We start from the raw sequence: 21,718 nt of genomic DNA, 5'->3' as shown, positions 1-21,718 counted from the left end.
GCTGGCGGGGTTCTTGCCTGACGCGATTGAATTGGTAACGCAACACCAACTGGGGAAAACACGTGATTTCAAAGACTCGACTCTCTCGAGCCGGGCATGCGTTTGCGCGCAAGCTTGGCTCCGTCCGTTTCATCGGAGCCGCCACCACGGGTTTGGCGCTGCTCTGCGTGCAGGGAATGGCGCTGGCGCAGGACGCCATCACGCTGGCCGACTCATCCGAGCCGCGCGTGGTGGTCTCGGTGGTCGACAGCGCCATCAACCCGTACCACGAATTCTTCTACCAGCAGCCGATCCGCGTTTCGCAGGCGCTGCTCGACGCGTTTGACGCCCAGGTCGTCACGCTGACCCGAGAGCACGCGACCTACGCCGAGAACCGTGCGGCGGACGAGGCCTTCTGGAGCAGGGTTGTCCGCGGGCAGTCCTACTACTTCGCCGGCACGAACATCATCGCGCGTTCCGAGGCGGGCGCCGGCCTGGCACCGCTGGATCCCACGACCGCCAAGAATCCGCATGGCGTGGGCGTGACGTCTTCGGTGCTGTCGGCCAACCCGGACGCGGTGATCCTGTTCATCGAGACCGAAGGCGCGCTCGGGAACGAGACGGCTGAGAGCTACGCGTTTGATACGCCCGACATCGACATGGTCAATACCAGCTACGGCTATCAGGTTCCGCTGGTGGGCTTCCCGTTGCCGTTGCCGGTGATCTCGGTGCCGTCCTATCGCGGCGTGGTCGAGAACGGCAAGCTGCATTTCAGCGCCGCGGGCAACGGTTCGGGCTTGACGCCTGCTGATCCGGGCGCCGGCTCGTGGTGGGGCATTGGCGTATCGGGCTTCGAGGAATATTCCTCGGAGGGTGATACCCAGGTGTTCTCCAGCAACCTGGCGGATTTCGTCGCCGACTACACCCAGCAGTTGCCGTACTGCATGGAGTGCATGTCGGGCATTGATGACTTTGTCGCGGGCACCAGCTTCTCGTCGCCGCAGGCCGCCGGTCTGGCGTCGCGGGTGCTGCTCGAGGCTCGCCGGTTGCTCGACTACGAGGGCGGAATTCGCGAGGTCGACGGCACGCCGCTCATGGCCGAAGGCGCCGGGTTCAGCGTGTCCAACTGGTTTCTGCGCCGGGCGCTGGAACAGGCGGCCCGCATCCCGAGCATTCTCGACTACGACCCCATCGAAGGTGTGATTGAACTGGGCGCCTTGCCCGTCAACCCGCTGGCGCCGTGGTTGCAGATTGGCTGGGGGGATTTGAGCTACAACCCGGAGTACGGCGTGGTGGACGCGGCGCTGTCGCATCTCAATCTCAAGCCGGCGTCGTTTGCCCGCACGAAGTCCCTGGGGTACTGCGAGTTCCAGACGCTGGTTCTGGAGTTCCGCTGGCAGTACTGGGGCTCCATCGCGGTCAGCAACCCGGACGAAAGTCCGCTGGTGTACTGCGGCGATGAGCTCGGCCTGCGCGCCGGAAATGACCCGGGTGGTGTGCCGGTGGATACCGACGACGATGGCACCGTCGACGCCCTGGACGCCTGCCCGGAGGATGCGTCCAACACCTGCGGTGATCCTGATCTGGATACCGACAGCGATACGGTGCCGGACGCCACGGACAACTGTCCTGTCGATGCGAACACCGATCAGGCCGACAACGACGGCGATGGCATCGGCAATGTCTGCGACGAGACGCCGGATGGCACGGGTGGTGGTCCAGGCGACATCGAGGCTGTCATGACCGCGAACGGACAATCCGCCGCGCTGGAAGCCGAAGCGCCGATTCGCGTCGAGTTTGACGCGAGCGGGTCGGCCTATGCCGATGGTGTGGACGGCAGCTTCACCTATGCCTTCGTGTTCGGCGACGAAGCGACGGCCGACGCATTCGCCGCGCCGACGACCGACCCTGTGACCTTTCACGACTACGAAGCCGCGGGGACCTACACGGCCTACGTGGTGGTATCCGATGCGGATGGCAACTCGGCCCGGTCGAACGACGTCACCATCAAGACGACCATTCGCATCGTGGTGGAGGAGAACGGGACCGTGGCCCAACTGCGAGTGGACCAAACCTCCGGCCCGGCCCCGCTCACCGTCAACTTCGATGGCAGCCTGTCGTTCACCTCGGAGGGCGAGACGATCGACGAATACTGCTTCGATTTCGGAACGGGTGATTCGCAGTGCGGCACCAGCCCAATCGCGAGCTACACCTACACGGTAGCGGGTTCCTACGAGCCGTCGCTCACCGTGACGGCCAGTGATGAGAGCTCGGCTACGGCCAAGGTGACGGTCGGCGCGTCACCGGAAGCGACGCCCGGTGATTCCGACGCCGCTGTCGAGGACGGCGGAGCCGGGGCCTTCCCGTGGATCAGTCTGCTCATGCTGGCAGGCCTGGGTGGTTTGCGACGTCGCGGGGTCGTTCGCTGATCGGGCGACGATTCGTTCGCTGAACATCACGGGCCCGGCCGCAGCGCCGGGCCCGTTTTGGTTCTGCCCCCGGAGTTTGGGGTGGCGAAAACCATCCCGATGGAGGCGCGCGCCGTTGCGCCGCTTTATGCTTTCACGACGCTGAATGCCGCCGCGTAGAACACGCACGACCAACGCCACGAACGACACAGAAACAGATATCACCATGAGCAAATCACGTATCGAAGGACGCAAGATTCTCATCACGGGCGCCTCCAGCGGGATCGGGCGAGCAGGGGCCCTGCAACTCGCCGCGCTGGGCGCCGAGGTGCTGCTGACGGCGCGGCGCGCATCGGAACTGGACTCCGCGGTGAGCGAGATCGAGGCCGCGGGCGGACGTGCGCAGGCCTACCCGGTGGACCTGACCGACAACGCCGCGGTGGATGCCTTGATGGCGTCGATCTTCGAGACACATGGAAAACTCGACGTGCTCATCAACAATGCCGGTCGCTCGATTCGTCGGTCAGCGGCCAAATCGCTGGAGCGCCTTCACGACTACGACCGCTGCATGGAGATCAACTACTTCGCCCCGCTGCGCCTGATCCATCACGTGCTGCCGCGGATGCTGGAAGCCGGCGACGGTCACATCATCAACGTGCTCACCTGGGCCACCATGCTGCCGGCCGCCTATTTCTCCGCCTACAACGCCAGCAAGGCGGCGCTGGGGGCGGCGGCGCAGGGGATGGATTCCGAGCTGCGGGGCCGGGGCGTGGCGTTCACCGGTCTGCACTATCCATTGGTCCATACCGCGATGAGCGCGCCCACGGAGCATTACAAGAACGTGCCGGCGATGAGCGTGGAGCGCGCCGGGGGCTGGATGGTCAAGGCGGTGCAGAAGCGGCCCGCTCGCATCGCGCCCCCCTATGCGGTGGCCGCGGGCGTGGGCAACACGCTGATGCCCGGTGTGTCGGCAGGCATCGCGGGGCGGCTCAAGTTCTGACGCAGGGCAAGTCTGGGTGCAGGCCGAGAATGCAGAGAAAGCCTCACAAAAAAGCCCCGCCGAAGCGGGGCTTTTTTACTCGACTGCGTCTTAGTTGGAGAAGTCAAAGAAGTAGTCGAAGAAACTGCCTTCTTCAGCACCGGTCGCCGGTGCTTCTTCCGTCACGCCGTCTTCGCCCTTGATCATGCGGACTTCTTCAACGGCCATCGATCCATTGCCCACCAGGGCGAACGCCGAGGCATCCCCATTGCCGTCGTCGGTGCAGGTCAGCAGATCATCGACCAGGAACAGATCGCCTTCCTCGGCATCCGACGAGCAGGTCGACGTGGATTCCTTGGTCTCGACGCGAGCCTGGACCGTGATGATGTGATCACCAGACTCGAGGTCGGCCAGGATGAAGTTGAACGCGGACGCGTTCATGGTCTTCACGGCCAGGTCGAGCTCTTCGTTGGTTTCACACTCGTCGTATTGCACGACACCGTCCGCTTCGCTGTCACCGGACCCGTCGTAGCAAATGCCGTTGAACAGGGCCGTGAGGCGCTGCGAACGTGCACACAGGACGATTTCGTCCGGGTGCGCAAAGGTTTCGACGCCAGTCTTCACATTGGTCACACGCACGCGGGTCATCACGGCAGCTTCAGCCGTGGCGCGATCCGCGGTATCGGTCTCGAGGGAATCGGTGGCCGAGTCGGCAACGGTGGTCTGCGTGAACAGGCCGCATTCCATGGCGGTCTGGACGAACAAATCCTTCTGGTTCGGCAGCTTCAGTCCGGTGGTCATCACGTCGACCCATTCCGTCGAGTTCGTTTCCGAGATCAGCACGTGATCGCTGGTCGTGGCGGAGAACTTCGAGGAGGGGGCGGCGGTGGCAGCACCGGCTGCGCACAAGGCGGCGCCAGCCAACGTGGCTGTCTTGAGGAAACGCATACAAACTCCTGATTCCATGGATGGTTTATTTCGTTATTGCATGGGATGGCTGTCCCAGGCAGTGCTGGAACATAGTCGTTAGATTGACCCGGATCAATACCTTTCCGGTCACCTTGGGTGTAGTCAATCGGCGACATTTGACGAAAATTTCATACCCCGTAAGGGCTTATATTTACTCAGTTTTTTGTCCGATCAGGCCTTTCGATTCGTCAGGCTGTGCCGGTCGCGGGCGGACCGTGCCAGTCGGCCGCAGGACTGAGGGAAAAAAAGACGTGCTTCGGGTTGTGGGTCGGCAGCTGAGCGCGTACGAAGACCTCCGTGGCAGGCGCCCGACCAGCGACCTCCGTGATGCCCGGCTTGCCGGAGTGACGTGCAATGCACCGGAGGCCTTTATGCTGGGATGTGACGTCGCTGGCGGCCCCTGGACGAACGCAAAGACATGGACGCGTCAGCGCTTGCGACCCGCTGAACGCGCAACCTCACGAAGGACGACGCATTGAATCGAACACAACTCACGCGGCGCACGCGCAAACTGCACAAGTGGCTCGGGCTGATCGTGGCCATTCAGGTGCTGTTGTGGATCAGCGGCGGCCTGATCATGGCCAGCCTGGATCTCGACATGGTGCGGGGTTCGCACTACGCCGCCGAGCAGGTCGATACGCCCGTCGATGTGGCGCAGGTGCTGGTGTCGCCTCGGGAATTGGCGGAGCGGATCGGTCAGCCCCTGGCGTCGGCGACCTTGAAGACCTGGCAGGGGCAGCCGGTTTATCAGGTGAGCGCGGGCGCCGCGAGCGGGTTGTACGCGGCCAGCACCGGTGTGCGCCTGTCTCCGATCGATCTGGCCGCCGCCCGCGCCGTCGCCACCGACGACTACACCGGGCCTGGCGAGCTGGTGGAGGCGGAGCTGCTGAACGTTGTGCCCGGCGAAGCCCGCGGCCGCGAAGCGCCGCTGTGGCGCCTGCGCTTTGACGATGCCATTCACACGGCGGTGTACGTCTCCGCCGAAACTGGCCGCGTAGTGGCGCGCCGCAACGACTGGTGGCGGGCCTTCGACGTGGTGTGGATGCTCCACATCATGGACTACGACACCCGCGACAACTTCAACCACCCGTTGCTGGTCATCACGGCCGGGGCCGCGCTGCTGTTCGTGTTCAGCGGCATCGTGTTGCTGGTGTTGTCGCTGTTGCCGAGGCGGCGTTCGCTCGCCGGGTAAGCGGCCGTCAACCACTGGCCGCAGCGGTAACTGCGTCTCTCAGGCGCTGGCCATGCGCGGCGTGGATCGGGTGGAGTGCCGCATGCCGGTCCAGCAGGCCACGGCTCCGAGCGCCGCGCCCGCGGTCAGCACGACAGGTGTCGGTATCTGGGCGGCGGTCAGCACCCACGATGTCCACAAAGTGGTTTGGCCGAGCGTCAGGTAGGCCACATAGCCGACGGCCGAGATGGCGGCGGACAGCAACCAGGGCCAGCGGTTCGACCGTTGCCGCAGGTACAACGCAAGCGGAAGCGCCGTGCTCACTGCTGACGCGAGCGCCAAGTTGGTGCCGAAGTTGGCCAGTGTGTCCGGGCCGGTGATTTGCAGCCCCGGGACGTAGTTGCTCAGCAGCCGCGCGGTCACAGGATTGAGCAACGGCATGAGCGTGCCAATCATGAGGGCGCTGTGCAGCTCCATGCGCTGGCGATAGCGAAGCGCAAGGTATACCAGCCACGGCGTGGTGAATGTGAGCAGGACATCAAGGGTTAGCAGCGCAGTGCCGAACTCGACGTAGAACAAGCGTCCGGTCGATGCCCTGACGGCTCCAAACAGTGAAACCCAGGCAAAGCCCGCCACCATCAGCGGCACGACGACAAACATCGCTCGCCCGGTGACTCGATGCAGGGCGATGTTTTTCTGACGAAACAACCAGGCCTGCCAGGCCATCAGCAAAATCCACGCGGTGCTGGTTACGCCATGGAGATGATGCACCGGGGGCGCATCCGGCATGCGACCAAAATAGCTAGGCCAGAACGCGATCACGGTGATGGGCAGCAGCGCGAGGAGCCACCAGTGTGCGTGCCGGTGTTTCATCAGACAATTCCGTTTGCCGAACTCCTTTCAACATACCCGAATTCACCGCCGGAATGCCGTGGATGACGCTTCTCGATCAGCAGCCCAGAGGCCGCTCCCGCTCGGTCATTCTCCGAGCGCTGGCCTCATTGGGTGTTCAAGCGCGAAGTCGATGGCCGTCGTGACCGCGGCCATCTGGGCGGCGATGCAGGTCTCCGGATCGGTGCGTGGGCTGTCCGGATACACCTCGGTGGTGGTGCGATAAGGCGCGTTGGTCATGCCGGCGCACAGGCCCAGTGATCGCAGTGGGTAGCGAATCACCCCCGGCGCCACTGCGGGTGATCCGATGATTTCCCCGTTGGCGTCGGCGTCCGCAATGTGCGTGACCTGGGCAACGGCGTGGATGATCGCGTTCTGGAATTCCGCCTGCGGTTGGTCGCTGTCATCCACCACGTAGAAGCCGTCGGGGATTTCGCCCGGCTCGAAGGGCTCGCCATCACGCGCCGCCAGCGCCGGGCGGAACTCCGATTCATCGGTATCGGTGGTCTCGTGCAGGTCGATGTGCATGCTGATCTTCGAGCGCAGCGGTTCGACCAGTGACCACAGCGCGGCGGCCTCCTGCGAGGGACTGTTCGCCCGGAACGACCGGTTCGGATCGATGGCCGCGTGGTTCCAGCGCTGAATCCGCTCGTAGCCCCAGGGGCTCACGCAGGGTGCGACGAGCAGATTCACGCGGCCCGCGTAGGCGTCGGCTGCCACCTCCAGGAAACGCAGCGCGCCCAGCACGCCGCTGGTTTCGTAGCCATGGACGCCCCCGGTGACCAGCATGGTCGGCAGCTCGTCGCTCCAGTCACGGCTGCGCAGCGCCTGCAGCGGATACTGCAATGGGTCCACATCCAGTCGACCGTATTCCACGTATTCGAATCGCTGGGCCAATTGTTCGATCACGCTCAGCACATCGTCCGCGTAGCTTCGGCGGACGATCTGCTGACGACTCCAGCGTGAGATTTCGGCATCTCCCCAAGGCGTGCCGGGGGTTCCGATGGGGTATGTCGCTTCCGGGTCTTTCATCGATTGGACGGTCGGGGTGAGTCAGGACGCTCCGATTGTGCCTGACTGAAAATCAACTGATGCCGTCAGGTACGTCGAATCGGCGGGTTTGGGTGGGCAGCGAGTTGTCCCGCACAAGCCTCCATGCGATCGATCTGGTTCGCCTGTTTTCGGTCGCGCATTGGTGTCAATGATCATCCAATCAGCCCCGGATATTGCCGCTCCAGAGCCCAGTGTCGGGCTGTGGATACAAATCAGTCCGATCGCCGTTAGTCTGTCAGACCATCCAACGTTGTTCTGGCCTCATGAATATTGATCTTCGTGAACCATTGACTGAAGACGAACTGGACGAGCTGGAATCGCTGTTTAAGCAGCATGTCGAATCGAGCCTGGCCGAACATGGCGAGGACACCGATCCTGGTGTCTGCTGCGTGAGCGAGATGGACGGCTTTCTCACTGCGATCGTCAGCGCTCCAAACTCAATCTTGCCGTCACGCTGGCTGCCGGCAATGTGGGGCGAGCGGGAAATGGTCTGGCGTGATCAGGACGAGGCTCGGTACGCGCTGGGCCTGATCATGCGCCACATGAACGGGATCGCGGGACTTCTGATTCACGACCCCGACATCTTCGACCCATTATTTATTGACTTCGAGGATTCCGACGAACCGTTCGTCATGGCCTGGTGTGCCGGTTACGTGCGCGCCATGGAACTGGATGACGGTTGGGAGACCGAGGATGACGAACTTGGGGAGGCGCTTGCGCCTATCCTGCTATTTGGCACCGAGTTTGGCGAGCGCCTGATAGATGAAGCCGACGACGAATCACTTCGGAACATGGCAATGAGCGTCCCGGAGTCAGTGCGCTTCATCCACGCGTACTGGTTTTCGCGTCGAGATGCGAGTGATGACCTCATCAAGACCGCGGTGCGGGATACGCCCAAGGTCGGACGCAACCAGCCGTGTCCATGCGGGAGCGGGCGGAAGTACAAGCACTGCTGTTTGCACTGAAACGCCGGGCAAGCGGACATTGTCGATTATCACCAGGAACCAGCCATGACTGAACTCGCCAATGTGCATCCCGGCAAAGTGCTTCTGGAAGAGTTCCTGAAGCCGGTGGCACTGAGCCAGAACCGGCTCGCACGTGAAATCGGTGTTCCACCGCGTCGGATCAACGAAATCGTACTTGGCAAGCGAGCTATTACGGCGGATACGGCGGTTCGGCTCGCAGCGTATTTTGGAACCAGTGAGAAGTTCTGGATGGGGTTACAAGCCGACTACGATCTGGAAGAAGTGCATCGGCGGAACACGGCGTAAGAGAAGAGGGCTGTGGTGCACTTACGCCTTAGCGTCCACGGATGTTGGATTGCAAGACCTGGCCCCGACGCCACGACGCCATGTGATGACCCCGACGCCCGGTCTAGCGCAGGTGACGATCCAGGAACGTGATGGCGGCCTCGATGGCTTCATCGTCCGCAAAGAACGCGCTGATATGGCCGTGGCCTCGAATGATGAACAACTCGTTGGTCACGCCCGCACGGTCCAGGGCGGCCTTGTAGCGAAGGGCCTGCTCGAATGGCACGTATGCGTCGAGCGTAGCTTGGTAAATGAAGACCGGTGGATGGGTAGGGCTGACATGCGTAATCGGTGAGGCAGCGGCGTACGTGTCCGGAATCTCGTCCTGTTCGCCACCCAGGAAGGCGGGCACGAGCGAGCCGCCTTCGTACAAGCTCAGGTCGGCCGGATTTCCGCCAGCGACCACCGCGCGCATGCGTGTGTCGGAGGCACCCCAGGTCGGATCATCCGCGACCGCTGCGACCAGTGAGGCCAGGTGTGCGCCGGCGGAATACCCGAAGCTGCCAATCCGCTCCGGATCAATGCCCTGGGCCAACCCCTGTCGGTGCATCCAGCGCGCCGCTTGCTGCACGTCTCGCAACTGCGCCGGCCAGATCGCATCCGGCACGAGCCGGTAGGTTGTGTTCACAACCACATAGCCGCGCTCGGCCAGTTGCTCAGCCAGATGATCGACCTGATCTCTGCTCCCGCGTTTCCACGCCCCGCCGTGAATCAGAAGCACACCCGGTCGTGGCGAATCCGGCCCCGCGCCCAGGGGACGGTACACATCGGCCAGCAGTTGCGCCGGCCACTCCGCTGACGACACGACCACATCCCGGCTGATCTCGAATGCCGTGCGGTTCGGCTCCGGCGCCCGTGTGCCCGGCTGGTCGATGTGGAGATTCGTACAGGCAGCTTGCAGTAAGACAACAGAGAAGAGGGCGAGAATTCGCAACATGATGACTCCTGAAGACCTGCAGAGATTCGGGAGCAAGACATGTTTGGAGGCATCGGGCGTGGCAGTGAAACCATCCACTAACGTGTTCGACGCGATTGCGACCGCTGGGGACTTCAATCAGACCGACGATGCGCTTGTGACGCTTTTTTGAAGCATCCTCACAGGCGATACCTAACTCGTGGGCCTCGTGCGGAAGGACGGTCGGTTGGAGGAAGCGGGTGTACGACGTGTGTGCTGTCAGTTCGAGCGGTGTTGTCGTGGCGTGTATCTGGTAAGTCGTTGAATTGATTGGGTGGAATAAGATTGATGCACAGTTCAAGACCTAACTCGCGAGGCCCGCGACCATACGGATGTTGGATTGCAAGACCTGACCCCAGCTCCCGCGAGGATGGATTCGATGAACGAGTGTGCCGTGGGCATTGATGTGTCCAAACGTAAACTGGATATCTGCGTGCTTCGCGGGCGCAAAGCCAAGACGAAAGTGCTTCCCAATGATCGCGCTGGTCATGATGCTCTGCACGCGTGGCTCATGGAGCAAGGCTTGGCATCAGGCACGCCCGTGTGTCTTGAGGCGACCGGTCCGTACAGCGAAGCCGTGGCTGTAGCCTTGGTGGATCAAGGCTGGACAGTCAGCGTCATCAATCCCGCTCGCATCAAGGGCTTTGGCCAGGTCCAGCTCAGCCGCAACAAGACAGATCGGGCCGATGCGAGGCTGTTGGCCAGCTTTGCGTGCTCCGTGTCGCTGGAGCCATGGCATCCGCCCAGTCTGGCCGTGCGTGATCTGCGTGCGTTGGTCGAACGCCTGCAAGCCCTGCAGGACATGCGTCAGCAGGAACTGAATCGGCTTGAAGTGATGGCTCAAGTGAGCACCTCGCCAGTGGCAAAGATGGTCCAGGAACACATTGCCTGGCTCGATCGGCAGATCAATAAGATCGAACGGGACATCAACGATCACATTGACGGCCATCCGGAACTCAAACAGGACGCCGAGTTGATTCGCAGTATTCCTGGCATCGGAGACAAGACTGCTGCGCGGGTGCTGGGCTATCTGGGAGATGTCCGACGCTTCAAGAGCGCCAAGGCATTGGCCGCGTTTGTCGGTGTGACACCGCGTCAGCGGTTGTCCGGTACGTCAGTCAGGGGACGAACGATGTTGTCGAGAACCGGCCATGCCGATGCCCGAAAAGCGCTCTACATGCCGGGATTGGTGGCCGTGCGTCACAACCCGGTGATCATGGCGATGGCCGAACGACTTCGAACACGGGGCTTGGCGCCCAAAGCCATTGTCGGGGCCAGCATGCGTCGCTTGGTCCACATGATCTATGGCGTGGTGACCTCAGGCACTCCGTTCGATGCAAAAATTCCACTCAACGGGCTTGCGGTTCAAGACGGTATCTGACCCCGGCTCTGGACCCCTGAGCCCTTGCCCCCGGCTCTGCCGAAATCTAGAAATAGCCGTCACAGGCCTGCAGCAGATTGAAATAGCGGACATATGTTGATTGGGCGCCCACCGTGATTTGAAGAGTACTGTTCTCACTGGGTTCAACTACCCGGATCTGCGCGACGGTGCCCGCCTCGTCAGTGACCTGAATGACACCGTCTGTGACCACGTAGGATTGAAGATGCTGGGTTATCGGTGTGATGGTTGCGACCGCCATTCCGCCCACCGGGCAGCCGTTTTCCAACTCGCCAAGATTGACTGCAAGTGCACCGTCGACCTTGTACTCAACAAACCCGGCGTTCGACTCCCGCTCTTCAGATCGAATGACGAGCTGGTCGAAATCAAACTGGGCGGCTGGCGCTTCGTCGCGTAGGTTGTCGTTTGTGCGAAGTCCGTCGAACTCGCGGCAGAGACGGACGAATCGCAGAGGGCCGCCGTTGTTGTAGTCGGCCATGTAGGTGGATGCGACACTCAACGTCTGGTGGGTGAGTGTCTCAACGAGTTGCGTGTCCGACTCGATCCGTTGGTATTCGATGTAAGGATTGTTGGGCTCGCCATAGCGTGTCCCGGTCTCTGCGTCACATGCATTGCTCAGGCCGAGCGTCGATTCATCGTCCAGAGCAATGGAGCTGGTGATCGGACCGTTGAGGACTGAATATTGGGTGGCGATGCCGCTGTCATAGGTGCCCGCGCAGTCGTAGTAGTCGCGGCGCCCAGTCGCGTCATCGTCGGTGTAGTAGCCTGATTCGCACTGTACCGTGCTAATTGTTTTCCGCGTGGGTGCCGTAATCGCCTCGCCGGACAAGAGTCTTTTGCTGCGAGGATGCTGATACAACTCGGTCATTTCGAACACAACCGCAAAGTATGCAGCGGCGTCATCCGGCGTCTGGATCGCACGCACGGCTTGATCAGGCGCGTTATCGGATCCACCGCCACACCCCAATATTAAGAGAGCCAAGCAAGCAATGAGAGAAGTGGTCGCTTTCGAGAGGATGAAGTTCATGAAAGAAATAGTTTGGGGAAATCGGTTCGCATAGTGTGAATCATCGACGGTGGCGGGGGGCAAAAGCGAGCGGGATCAGGTCTTGAATCTTGAATGATCAACTGCAACGTGGGCCGCTGAATCAGTTGCCTGCTCAGACCGGCTCAAGATTTGATCAACAAGCAGTTCAAGGTCCTCGGGAAGGAAGTCAGCCACGGCGACAGTCGCAATACGATCACGCAATGTGGCGCGATGTGCGGCTCTGCGCAGAGCCGGCAAATAAGGGTCACTAGCGGACTCGATTGGTTGCTTCCTGGAGCGTTCAAGCTGCATGAGTTCCATGGTCCAGTAAAACAGGCTCAAGCTCAGAATTGTCGTAGATCGACCAACTGTCAACAATCGGCAGATAGATTTCGCGCAGGTTCGTCAATCCGGCGTCGTAGCGACGTATGACGATCCGGGGCGGGATGTCGTGTCCTCCGAGACGGACACGTTTTTGTACGCGCTGTATCGCGAGTGTGGATGATTCCAACCGAAGGAAGATCAGGTGGGTGTGCCATCCGGCCCGCTTCCACTGTTGGATGCGGGCAGCGTATCGCTTGCCGGATAGCGTGGTTTCAAATGCGAAGGACTGTCGGGCGCGTATGTGGCGCTCGATCTCTTCGAGCATGAGGCGGCCAGCAGTCATGGCAGCCGCCGCAGGGTTGGTGGGGTTCAGGCCCGCTGCGATCAGGTCGGCGTTGACGAAGGCCATCCCGGCGCCTTCGTATCGGAGATATTCAGTCGCGAATGTGGTTTTGCCGGCCCCATTAGGGCCGGCAATGATCAGGATTTCTGGCTGTGCCACCAGTTCCTTGGAGACGTTGCCTCAATCCCAACTCAACGTCCCACCCGCCTGATACTCAATCACCCGCGTTTCGAAGAAGTTCTTCTCTTTCTTCAGGTCCATCATCTCGCTCATCCACGGGAACGGGTTGGTGGCGCCGGGGAAGATGTCGGGGATGCCGATCTGGTTACAGCGCCGGTTGGCGATGAAGTGCATGTAGTCGTGGAACATGTTGGCGTTGAGGCCCAGCACGCCGCGCGGCATGGTGTCGTGGGCGTACTGGATTTCCAGGTCGGTGGCCTCGCGGACCATGTCCTTGATCTCTTCCTGGAATTCGGCGGTCCACAGGTGCGGGTTTTCGATCTTGATCTGGTTGATCACGTCGATGCCGAAGTTCATGTGCATGGACTCGTCACGCATGATGTACTGGATCTGCTCGGAGGCACCGGTGAGTCGGTTCTGGCGGCCGAAGCTGAGCAGCTGCACGAAGCCCACGTAGAAGAAGATCCCCTCGAACACGACGTAGAACGCGACCAGGTCACGCAGCAGGCGCTGGTCGTCTTCCGGCGTGCCGGTGTGGAACATCGGGTCGGCCAGTGACTGGGTGTAGGGCAGGGACCAGGCGGCCTTGTCGTGCACCGATTTCACTTCGCGGTACATGTTGAAGATTTCGGCTTCGTCCATGCCGAGGGATTCGACGATGTACTGGTAGGCGTGGGTGTGCAGCGCCTCCTCGAAGGCCTGGCGCAGCAGGTACTGGCGGCATTCGGGGTTGGTGATGTGGCGGTACACGGCCAGCACGAGGTTGTTGGCGACCAGCGAGTCGGCGCTGGCGAAGAAGCCCAGCGCGCGCTTGATGATCAGGCGCTCGTCGTCGGAGAACGCGGTGGGGTTGCGCCACTGGGCGATGTCGGCCGACATGTTGATTTCGTTCGGCATCCAGTGGTTGGCGCAGCCGGCGATGTACTTGTCCCAGGCCCACTGGTACTTGAAGGGGACGAGCTGGTTCAGGTCGGCCTTGCAGTTGATGATCTTCTTGTCGTCGACCTGGATACGGCCGGCGCCCATGGCGACGTCTTCCAGCCCGGTCGTGCCCGCGCCGGCGGCCTGCGCGGCACCGGTCTGCACGGCAAAGGGATCGGGGTGGGCGGCACCCAGCGAGCCGGCGGTCTGCGCCGTGGATGGCTGCTGCGGGCTGTATTGCTGCGTGGGATCGTCGTTCCAGTCGAGTGTGCTCATCGCGGGCTCCGTATTCGGTGTTCGGGACTCCTGTGCGGGTGGGAGAAGTCTCGATGTGCTGTATGCGTGTCGTGTTCGGTGTTCGGTCGGGTGAATCGCCGATGGTCAGCGCTTGCGCGGTTGACCACCGGCGATCCGCCGTTGTCGCGGGGCGCCTACTGGCAGGCCTCGCAGTCCGGGTCGAGGATCGAGCAGGCCTGTGGTGCCTCGGCCTGCGGGCTCGGCGACGGGCTGGGGCTCGGCGAGGCCGACACGGCGGCCGGTGACGGCGAGGACCCCTTGCTCACCTGATTGAGCCGGTGATCGGTGATCGTCGACTTCTCGGCGTGCGTCGCGCCCATGGTGCGCAGGTAGTAGGTCGTCTTCAGGCCGGAGAGCCAGGCGTCCTTGTACAGCGCGTCCAGCTTCTTGCCGCTGGGCTCGGACATGTACAGGTTCAGGCTCTGGGCCTGATCCAGCCACTTCTGGCGACGGCTGCCGGCCTTGACCAGCCAGTGCGGGTTGACCTCGAAGGCGTTGCGGTAGATCGCCTTGAGATCGTCCGGCACGCGGTCGATCGGCTGCACCGAGCCATCGAAGTACTTGAGGTCGTGCGCCATCACGTTGTCCCACAGGCCGCGTTCCTTGAGGTCGGCGACGAGGTAGGGGTTGGCGACGGTGAACTCGCCCGACAGGTTCGATTTGACGTACAGGTTCTGGTACGTCGGCTCGATGGACTGGCTCACGCCGGTGATGTTGGCGATGGTCGCGGTCGGGGCGATGGCCATGCAGTTGGAGTTGCGCATGCCCACGGTCTTGACGCGCTCGCGCAGCGTGTCCCAGTCCAGGCGCTGGCTGCGGTCCTGCTGCAGGTACTGCCCGCGGGCCTCGGCCAGCTTTTCGATGGAATCGATCGGCAGGATGCCCTGGCTCCAGAGGCTGCCCTCGAAGCTCGGGTAGGTGCCGCGTTCCTCGGCCAGATCGCTGGAGGCCTGGATGGCGTAGTAGCTGATCAGTTCCATGGAGGTGTCCGCGAACTCGACGGCTTCGTCGGATTCGTAGGACAGGCGCAGCTTGTACAGGGCGTCCTGGAAGCCCATCAGGCCCATGCCCACCGGGCGGTGGCGCAGGTTGGAGGCGCGTGCGGTCGGCACCGAGTAGTAGTTGTACTCGATGACGTTATCCAGCATGCGCATCGCGGTCTTGACGGTCTTGGCCAGCTTCTCGCGGTTGATGCCGATGCTGCCGTCCGGCAGTTCCTCGACATGCTGCGGCAGGTTGATCGAACCCAGGTTGCAGACGGCGATTTCCTTGCCCGGCGCCGTGTTCAGCGTGATTTCGGTGCACAGGTTGGAGCTGTGCACGACGCCGACATGCTGCTGCGGCGAGCGCAGGTTGCAGGGATCCTTGAACGTGATCCAGGGATGACCGGTCTCGAACAGCAGGCCGAGCATCTTGCGCCACAGCTGGATGGCCGGCATGCGCTTGAACACGGTGATCTCGCCCGCGTCGACCTTCGCCTCGTAGGCCGCGTAGGCCTCCTCGAAGGTGGTGCCGGTCAGATCGTGCAGGTCCGGCACGTCGTTGGGCGAGAACAGCGTCCACTGGCCTTCTTCCATGACCCGCTTCATGAACAGGTCGGGAATCCAGTTGGCGGAGTTCATGTCGTGGCAGCGGCGACGCTCGTCACCGGTGTTCTTGCGCAGCTCGATGAATTCCTCGATGTCCTTGTGCCAGGTCTCGAGGTAGGCGCAGACCGCGCCCTTGCGCTTGCCACCCTGGTTGACGGCCACGGCGGTGTCGTTGACGACCTTGAGGAACGGGACGACGCCCTGGCTCTTGCCGTTGGTGCCCTTGATGTGGGCGCCCAGCGCGCGGACCGGGGTCCAGTCGTTGCCCAGACCGCCGGCAAACTTGGACAGCATGGCGTTGTCGTGGATGGCGCCGTAAATGCCGCCCAGATCGTCCGGCACCGTGGTCAGGTAGCAGGACGACAGCTGCGGACGCAGGGTGCCGGAGTTGAACAGCGTGGGCGTCGACGACATGAAGTCGAAGGACGACAGCAGCTGGTAGAACTCGATCGCACGTTCCTCGCGGTCGATCTCGTTGATCGCCAGACCCATCGCCACGCGCATGAAGAACGCCTGCGGCAGTTCGAAGCGCGTTTCGTCGCTGTGGATGAAGTAGCGGTCGTAAAGCGTCTGCAGGCCCAGGAAGGTGAACTGGTTGTCACGGTCCGGCAGCAGCGCGGCGCCGATCTTGTCCAGGTCGTACTGGCACAGGGCGCTGTCCACCAGCTCCAGTTCGGCGGCGCGGTGGATGTAGGCCTTCAGGTAGTCGGCGTACAGGCCGCGCATCTCGCCATGGGTCGGGTAGGCGTTGGGCATGTCCAGGAAGGCCATGGCTTCGTGGCGCAGGTTGTCCAGCAGCAGGCGGGCGGCGACCTGGGAGTAGTTCGGCTCGGATTCGATCAGCGTGCGGGCACAAAGCGTCAGCGCGGTCGCCAGTTCGTTTTCCTTGATGCCGTCGTAGGCGTTCTTCAGCGTCTCGGTGATGACCTTTTCGCCGTCGACATCGGCGATGCCTTCACAGGCTTCGGTGACCACGCGGCGCAGACGCATCTCGTCCAGCGGCACCATCTGGCCGGCGGCGTTGGTCACGCGCAGCGACGACTGGCCCAGCGGCAACTCGGCGGTCTTGGCGATCTCGCGTTCGCGGGCGCGCTCGGCGCGGTAGATCACGTAGGCGCGGGCGACCTTGTGTTCGCCGGAGCGCATCAGCGCCAGCTCGACCTGGTCCTGGATGTCCTCGATATGCGTCGTGCCGCCACCGGTCAGGTTGCGGGTGACGGCCTGGGCGACCTGCTTGGCCAGGTTGCGCACCTTTTCATGCACGCGGGCGCTGGCGGCGGCGCCACCGCCTTCCACGGCCAGAAAGGCCTTGGTCATCGCGACCTCGATCTTGCTCGCATCGAACGGCGTGACCTTGCCGTTGCGACGGATGACCTTGTAGCTGCCCGGCGCGGTGGCGCTCAGTTCGGGCTGGCTGTGGGTTTCGCGCGCAGCGGCGGGCGCGCGCGGCGTTGTTTCTTTGGAGAGGTTGGAGGCCTCGGTTTGCATCTGGGAATCCCCCTGGGAGCTGCGACTGGGACCCATCCGGTTGGTCCCGACCCGTTGGAAGTTAATTCATCTGCAAGGCGCGTCAACCCCAAATATTGTGGTTGACAAGCCTCCGGACCACTAGATGTAGTGTCCCTGCGCGAACAACCCTGTGGATAAACCGTGGGTGAAACCCGTCAATCGCTTGACGCGCAAGCGTTTACTGCGGATTGAAGATTCGGTGCATAACCGCTGCGACCGATCGTCGGTTGCCCGTTGAAACGCGCATTCGCGAACCGGTCGATCCCGGGTGATCGCAGTGCAACATGCGCAGCTTGATTTCACCCGCGCTTCACCGCCCTGCGGCATCGGTTCCGATAGTGGTGCCGGAAGGCGGATGGGCGTGATTCTGTGATGCGATGCAATATCGCGGCGCGCTCGTCATACTAGGCTGAGCGCGCAGTCGCCGATTCCCATACAAGATCAGTCATCCAGGAATTTCATGATCGTTCCCGTTCTGCTCGCCGGTGGATCCGGCACCCGTCTGTGGCCCATGTCCCGTGGCCTGTTCCCCAAACAGTTTCTGAAGCTCGCCGGTGACCGGACCATGCTCCAGGCTACCGTGGCGCGCAGCGCGGCTCTGCCGGATGTGCAGCCTCCGATCCTGATCTGTGGTGACGATCACCGCTTCATCGTCGCCGAGCAGTTGCAGCAGATGGGGCAGACCGAGTCGACCATCGTGCTCGAGCCCATGGGGCGGAACACGGCGCCCGCGGCGGCCGTCGCCGCCACGCTGGTCGCCGAGCGTTACGGTCGGGACGCGGTGCTAATCCTGATGGCGGCCGACCACGTCATTAGCGACACGGCCGGATTCGCCAAGGCCGCCGAGTCGGCGGCTGCACTGGCCGCTGACGGCAACCTGGTGACCTTTGGCGTGACGCCGACCCGGCCGGAAACGGGCTACGGCTACATCCAGACCGGCGATGCTGTGGGCGAGGGCTTCAAGGTCAGGACCTTCCGTGAAAAGCCGGATACCGAGACGGCCGAGCAGTACATCGCCAGCGGCGATTTCCTGTGGAACAGCGGCATGTTCGTGTTTCAGGCCGGCACGCTGCTGGACGAGTTGCGCGAGCATGCGCCGGCCATTCTCGATGCGGCCGTGGCGGCCGTGAGCCAGGGCAAGGAGGATCTGGACTTCCTGCGGCTGGACAAGACCGCCTTCGCCAAGAGCCCGGAAGATTCCATCGACTACGCGGTGATGGAGAAGACCGACAAGGCCGCGGTGGTGCCGCTAAGCGTGGGCTGGGACGACGTTGGCTCCTGGACCTACCTTGGTACGGTCAACACGCCCGATGCCGACGGCAACGTGCTGCAGGGCGACGTGCTGACCCACGACACGACCAACACCTTCGTGCGCTCCAATGATGGCCGTCTGGTCGCGACCGTGGGGCTGGACAACGCCGTCATCGTCGACACCACCGATGCGGTGCTGGTCGCCACCCGCGACCGGGTGCAGGACGTCAAGGCCATCGTCCAGCAGCTCAAGGCCGCGAAGCGTTCCGAGGCGCTGCATCACGCCACGGTCTACCGGCCCTGGGGCAGCTACGAGACCATCGCGCTGGGCGACCGGTTCCAGGTCAAGCGCATCGTCGTCAAGCCCAAGTGCAAGCTCTCGCTGCAGATGCATCATCACCGCGCCGAGCACTGGATCGTCGTGCAGGGCACCGCGATCGTGACCAAGGGTGACGAGACGCTGACGCTGACCGAGGATCAGTCCACCTACATCCCGCTGGGGACCACGCATCGCCTGGAAAACCCGGGCGTGATTCCGCTGGAGCTGATTGAAGTGCAGTCCGGCAGCTATCTGGGCGAGGACGACATCGTCCGCTTCCAGGACGACTACAACCGCGCCTGAGCTCATGTCGGGTGACGTCGCAAGCGCAGGCGCCGTCACCCGGCCGTTCACCGCGTTCCCGCAGACTCCGTTCCGGGTGGTCGACGCCGATGGCTTTCGCGTCGGGGACTGGGCCACCGCGCCTGCCGATCGGGACGACGACAAGTCCACCCTGAAGTCACGGCTGGCCGACGAAGTCGCCGCGATTCACGATCTGCAAAGACAGCTGTACGCCGAGGCGCGTCGCGCGCTGCTGGTGGTGTTCCAGGCGATGGATGCGGGCGGCAAGGACAGCACCATTCGCGCCGCGTTCTCCGGGGTCAATCCCACGGGGGTGCAGGTCACCGCGTTCAAGGTGCCGACGCACCGCGAGCGGGCGCATGACTTCCTCTGGCGCGGCAGCTTGGCGTTGCCGGCGCGCGGGCACATCGGCGTGTTCAATCGCAGTTACTACGAGGATGTGCTGATCGCGCGCGTGCATCCCGAACGCTTCGGCCTGCACGATGACCCGGGTTTCTGGGACGAGCGCCTGCGGTCCATCGCCGCCCACGAGCGGCATCTGGCCTTCAATGACACGGTGGTGCTGAAATTCTGGCTGCACCTGTCGCCGGAGGAACAGCAGCGGCGGTTTCTGCGCCGGTTGCGGCATCCGGACAAGCACTGGAAGTTCGACGAGGCCGACGTGCGCGAGCGCGAGCACTGGGATGACTACATGAACGCCTACCAGGCGGCCATTCGCGCGACGCATTGTGACTGGGCGCCCTGGTATGTCATCCCGGCCGATCACAAGCCCAGTGCGCGGCTGCTGGTCGCGCAGACCATCCGGCGCACGCTGGACGCCATGGACCCGCGCTATCCGACCGTGTCCGATGAGCGTGCGCAGCGGCTGCAACGCCTGGCGCGGGCGCTGGGCCAGGAGTGAAAACTCGCTGTGTTTCCGTGCGCTCGGTTAGGCTGTGAACAGGCTGCATGCCAGGGAGCACTGATTGGTTCGCATCATCAGTGGCGTGAATCAATCAGTGTTTCTTCAAGGGAGAGCAGGATGCACCCCGTTCGCATCGTCGGGATCGTCGCGCTGGTTGTCGGCGTGGTACTGATCGCGCTGGGCTACAACGCCTCACAATCGTTCGCGGAGGAATTGTCGGAGTCGCTGACCGGTCGTTATTCCGACGAGACCACCTGGTATTTCATCGGCGGCGTCGCCAGCGCCACGCTGGGCCTGTTGCTGGCCGTGTTCGGAAAGAAACGCTGACAGGCCGCGCATCCCCGCGCCCCAAGGACGACACATGACCATTCACATCGAACTGATTCCGCTGATCTCCATCGCCGCCGGCGTCGCGATTCTGCTGGTGCCGCGACTGCTCAACTACATCGTGGCGATCTACCTGATCGCCGTCGGTGTACTCGACATGCTGGGGATGTAGGCCGCAGGACCCGTCCGCGTGGCCGTCACGGGCCCAGATAGGACGCGTTCATGCGCTGCCAGTCGTCGTCCTGGATGACTTCCAGCAGCGCCGGATTCAGCTGCTCGCGCAGTGGTGAACCCTGGGCCACGACGAAGGCGTAGTCCTCGGGGCGCACGAGCCGATCCAGAACCAGCAGCTTGGAATAATCGCCGGAGTTGAGTGTGGTGCGCAGAATCGGCGCGTCGTGGACCACCGCGTCCAGATCACCGTCGTTCAACGCCGAGACCGCGGCCTCCAGGCTGGAGAACGTGGTCGGGCGCACGCCCACCCCGGTGAGGTAGTCGACGGAGGCGGAATCCGCCAGCGCGCCGACCCGCACCTTGGGCAGATCGGACGGTCCCGTCACCTGGCTGGTGAGCTGCCCCACCGTGAACGCCGAGGCGATGGCGGCGGTGAAGCTCGACACGGTGATCACGCTGACGAACATCCAGATCAGCGCGACCAGTCGACCGGCGGGAGTGACGGGCGCCTTGTCGCCGTACCCCACCGTGGTCATCGTGACCGCGGACCACCAGAATCCGTGGCCGATGCCCTGGCTGGCCGATCCGCCGAACTGCTCGGCGTTGTGCCGTCGCTCCAGCACCCAGATCAGCATCCCGACCAGCAGCAGCACGAAGACCAGGACCGCGACCGCGGACAGGAATTGCCAGGACAGCAGCGTCGTCAGCGTGGCGAGCAGGCCGCTGCGTGCCTGCATCGTCGCGATGCCCAGGCCGGCGTTGAAGTAGGGCAGGGTGAAATCGATGCGCCGTTCGCGGTCCGCCGTGACGGTGATCGCGCCGATGCCGACATCGATGCGGCCGGATTCCGTCGCCTCGACCAGTGCCCCGGCGGACGGCTGTTCCACCAGCACGTAGTCGAGCTGCGCGAGGGACGCCATGCGGCGCCAGAGATCCACGGCCAGACCGGACCACTGGCCATCGGGCTGCTTGATGACGAAGGGCGGCGCCTGCTTGACGCCGACGCGCAGCTCGGCATCGGCGAGTGGTGTCGTCTCCAGCGGAGTGGTTTCCAGCGCGGAGACGGAGCTCGCGCCGCCGCAGATCGCCAGCATGAGCGCGGGTACACCTATCCACCGTTTTCCGAATCGCCGCAT

Annotated in this window: 19 protein-coding genes; 10 read left to right on the top strand and 9 right to left on the bottom strand. The window is 63.0% G+C overall.

Annotation, left to right across the window (positions count from 1 at the left end; all coding sequences use genetic code 11):
* The first annotated feature begins 62 nt into the window (after window positions 1–62).
* Window positions 63–2,408: a PKD domain-containing protein gene (locus tag ABNS06_RS08205; RefSeq protein WP_348673798.1), complete on the top strand. Its 2,346-nt coding sequence runs from the start codon at window positions 63–65 to the stop codon at window positions 2,406–2,408.
* A 205-nt stretch (window positions 2,409–2,613) separates the two neighbouring features.
* Window positions 2,614–3,387, top strand: a complete 774-nt coding sequence (locus ABNS06_RS08200) for an SDR family NAD(P)-dependent oxidoreductase (RefSeq protein WP_348673797.1) — start codon at window positions 2,614–2,616, stop codon at window positions 3,385–3,387.
* 90 nt (window positions 3,388–3,477) lie between these two features.
* Here the strand turns inward: ABNS06_RS08200 and ABNS06_RS08195 are convergent, their stop codons facing one another.
* The gene (locus tag ABNS06_RS08195; RefSeq protein WP_348673796.1) at window positions 3,478–4,314 is read right to left on the bottom strand and encodes a hypothetical protein; all 837 of its coding nucleotides are present in this window, start codon (window positions 4,312–4,314) and stop codon (window positions 3,478–3,480) included.
* Window positions 4,315–4,810: 496 nt separating this feature from the next.
* On the opposite strand from ABNS06_RS08195, the gene ABNS06_RS08190 reads away from it, so the two are divergent.
* The gene (locus tag ABNS06_RS08190; protein ID WP_348673795.1) at window positions 4,811–5,527 is read left to right on the top strand and encodes a PepSY domain-containing protein; all 717 of its coding nucleotides are present in this window, start codon (window positions 4,811–4,813) and stop codon (window positions 5,525–5,527) included.
* Window positions 5,528–5,566: 39 nt separating this feature from the next.
* Here ABNS06_RS08190 and ABNS06_RS08185 read toward each other — a convergent pair whose 3' ends face one another.
* Both ABNS06_RS08185 and ABNS06_RS08180 read right to left on the bottom strand, forming a co-directional pair.
* Window positions 5,567–6,379: a hypothetical protein gene (locus ABNS06_RS08185; protein ID WP_348673794.1), complete on the bottom strand. Its 813-nt coding sequence runs from the start codon at window positions 6,377–6,379 to the stop codon at window positions 5,567–5,569.
* Between the two features lie 105 nt (window positions 6,380–6,484).
* Entirely contained in the window at window positions 6,485–7,429 is a 945-nt protein-coding gene (locus ABNS06_RS08180; protein WP_348673793.1) for a M14 family metallocarboxypeptidase, read from the bottom strand.
* A 284-nt stretch (window positions 7,430–7,713) separates the two neighbouring features.
* Between ABNS06_RS08180 and ABNS06_RS08175 the strand changes: the two genes are divergently transcribed.
* Window positions 7,714–8,415: a UPF0149 family protein gene (locus ABNS06_RS08175; RefSeq protein ID WP_348673792.1), complete on the top strand. Its 702-nt coding sequence runs from the start codon at window positions 7,714–7,716 to the stop codon at window positions 8,413–8,415.
* A 45-nt stretch (window positions 8,416–8,460) separates the two neighbouring features.
* A complete protein-coding gene (locus ABNS06_RS08170) occupies window positions 8,461–8,721 on the top strand; it encodes a HigA family addiction module antitoxin (protein WP_348673790.1) in 261 nt (86 codons plus the stop codon).
* Window positions 8,722–8,824: 103 nt separating this feature from the next.
* On the opposite strand, the gene ABNS06_RS08165 is transcribed toward ABNS06_RS08170, so the two are convergent.
* Entirely contained in the window at window positions 8,825–9,697 is an 873-nt protein-coding gene (locus tag ABNS06_RS08165; protein WP_348673788.1) for an alpha/beta hydrolase, read from the bottom strand.
* Window positions 9,698–10,094: 397 nt separating this feature from the next.
* On the opposite strand from ABNS06_RS08165, the gene ABNS06_RS08160 reads away from it, so the two are divergent.
* Window positions 10,095–11,096, top strand: coding sequence for an IS110 family transposase (locus tag ABNS06_RS08160; RefSeq protein WP_348673787.1), 1,002 nt, complete (start codon window positions 10,095–10,097; stop codon window positions 11,094–11,096).
* 46 nt (window positions 11,097–11,142) lie between these two features.
* Here the strand turns inward: ABNS06_RS08160 and ABNS06_RS08155 are convergent, their stop codons facing one another.
* The 4 genes from ABNS06_RS08155 to ABNS06_RS08140 all read right to left on the bottom strand — a co-directional run bounded on the left by ABNS06_RS08155 (window position 11,143) and on the right by ABNS06_RS08140 (window position 17,283).
* Entirely contained in the window at window positions 11,143–12,141 is a 999-nt protein-coding gene (locus tag ABNS06_RS08155; RefSeq protein WP_348673786.1) for a hypothetical protein, read from the bottom strand.
* Window positions 12,142–12,442: 301 nt separating this feature from the next.
* Complete coding sequence (locus tag ABNS06_RS08150; protein ID WP_348673784.1) at window positions 12,443–12,967, bottom strand: zeta toxin family protein; 525 nt, start codon at window positions 12,965–12,967, stop codon at window positions 12,443–12,445.
* Between the two features lie 21 nt (window positions 12,968–12,988).
* Entirely contained in the window at window positions 12,989–14,185 is a 1,197-nt protein-coding gene (locus tag ABNS06_RS08145) for a ribonucleotide-diphosphate reductase subunit beta (protein ID WP_348673783.1), read from the bottom strand.
* A 155-nt stretch (window positions 14,186–14,340) separates the two neighbouring features.
* Window positions 14,341–17,283, bottom strand: a complete 2,943-nt coding sequence (locus tag ABNS06_RS08140; protein WP_348673782.1) for a ribonucleoside-diphosphate reductase subunit alpha — start codon at window positions 17,281–17,283, stop codon at window positions 14,341–14,343.
* Between the two features lie 481 nt (window positions 17,284–17,764).
* Here ABNS06_RS08140 and ABNS06_RS08135 point away from each other — a divergent pair, with 481 nt between their 5' ends.
* The 4 genes from ABNS06_RS08135 to ABNS06_RS08120 all read left to right on the top strand — a co-directional run bounded on the left by ABNS06_RS08135 (window position 17,765) and on the right by ABNS06_RS08120 (window position 20,580).
* Window positions 17,765–19,177, top strand: coding sequence for a mannose-1-phosphate guanylyltransferase/mannose-6-phosphate isomerase (locus tag ABNS06_RS08135; RefSeq protein WP_348673781.1), 1,413 nt, complete (start codon window positions 17,765–17,767; stop codon window positions 19,175–19,177).
* 4 nt (window positions 19,178–19,181) lie between these two features.
* The gene (locus ABNS06_RS08130; protein ID WP_348673780.1) at window positions 19,182–20,078 is read left to right on the top strand and encodes a PPK2 family polyphosphate kinase; all 897 of its coding nucleotides are present in this window, start codon (window positions 19,182–19,184) and stop codon (window positions 20,076–20,078) included.
* A gap of 120 nt (window positions 20,079–20,198) precedes the next feature.
* Window positions 20,199–20,408: a DUF3185 family protein gene (locus ABNS06_RS08125; RefSeq protein ID WP_348673779.1), complete on the top strand. Its 210-nt coding sequence runs from the start codon at window positions 20,199–20,201 to the stop codon at window positions 20,406–20,408.
* 34 nt (window positions 20,409–20,442) lie between these two features.
* A complete protein-coding gene (locus tag ABNS06_RS08120) occupies window positions 20,443–20,580 on the top strand; it encodes a DUF3096 domain-containing protein (protein WP_291514141.1) in 138 nt (45 codons plus the stop codon).
* Between the two features lie 25 nt (window positions 20,581–20,605).
* On the opposite strand, the gene ABNS06_RS08115 is transcribed toward ABNS06_RS08120, so the two are convergent.
* Window positions 20,606–21,718, bottom strand: a 1,113-nt coding sequence (locus ABNS06_RS08115; RefSeq protein WP_348673778.1) for a transporter substrate-binding domain-containing protein, incomplete at its 5' end; no start/stop codon positions are given.

The sequence above is a fragment of the uncultured Abyssibacter sp. genome, from assembly GCF_964000955.1.
Taxonomy (GTDB): Bacteria; Pseudomonadota; Gammaproteobacteria; order Nevskiales; family OUC007; genus Abyssibacter.
The sequence above is the reverse complement of the archived record's forward strand: the minus strand, read 5'-3'. Positions and strand labels throughout refer to the sequence as shown.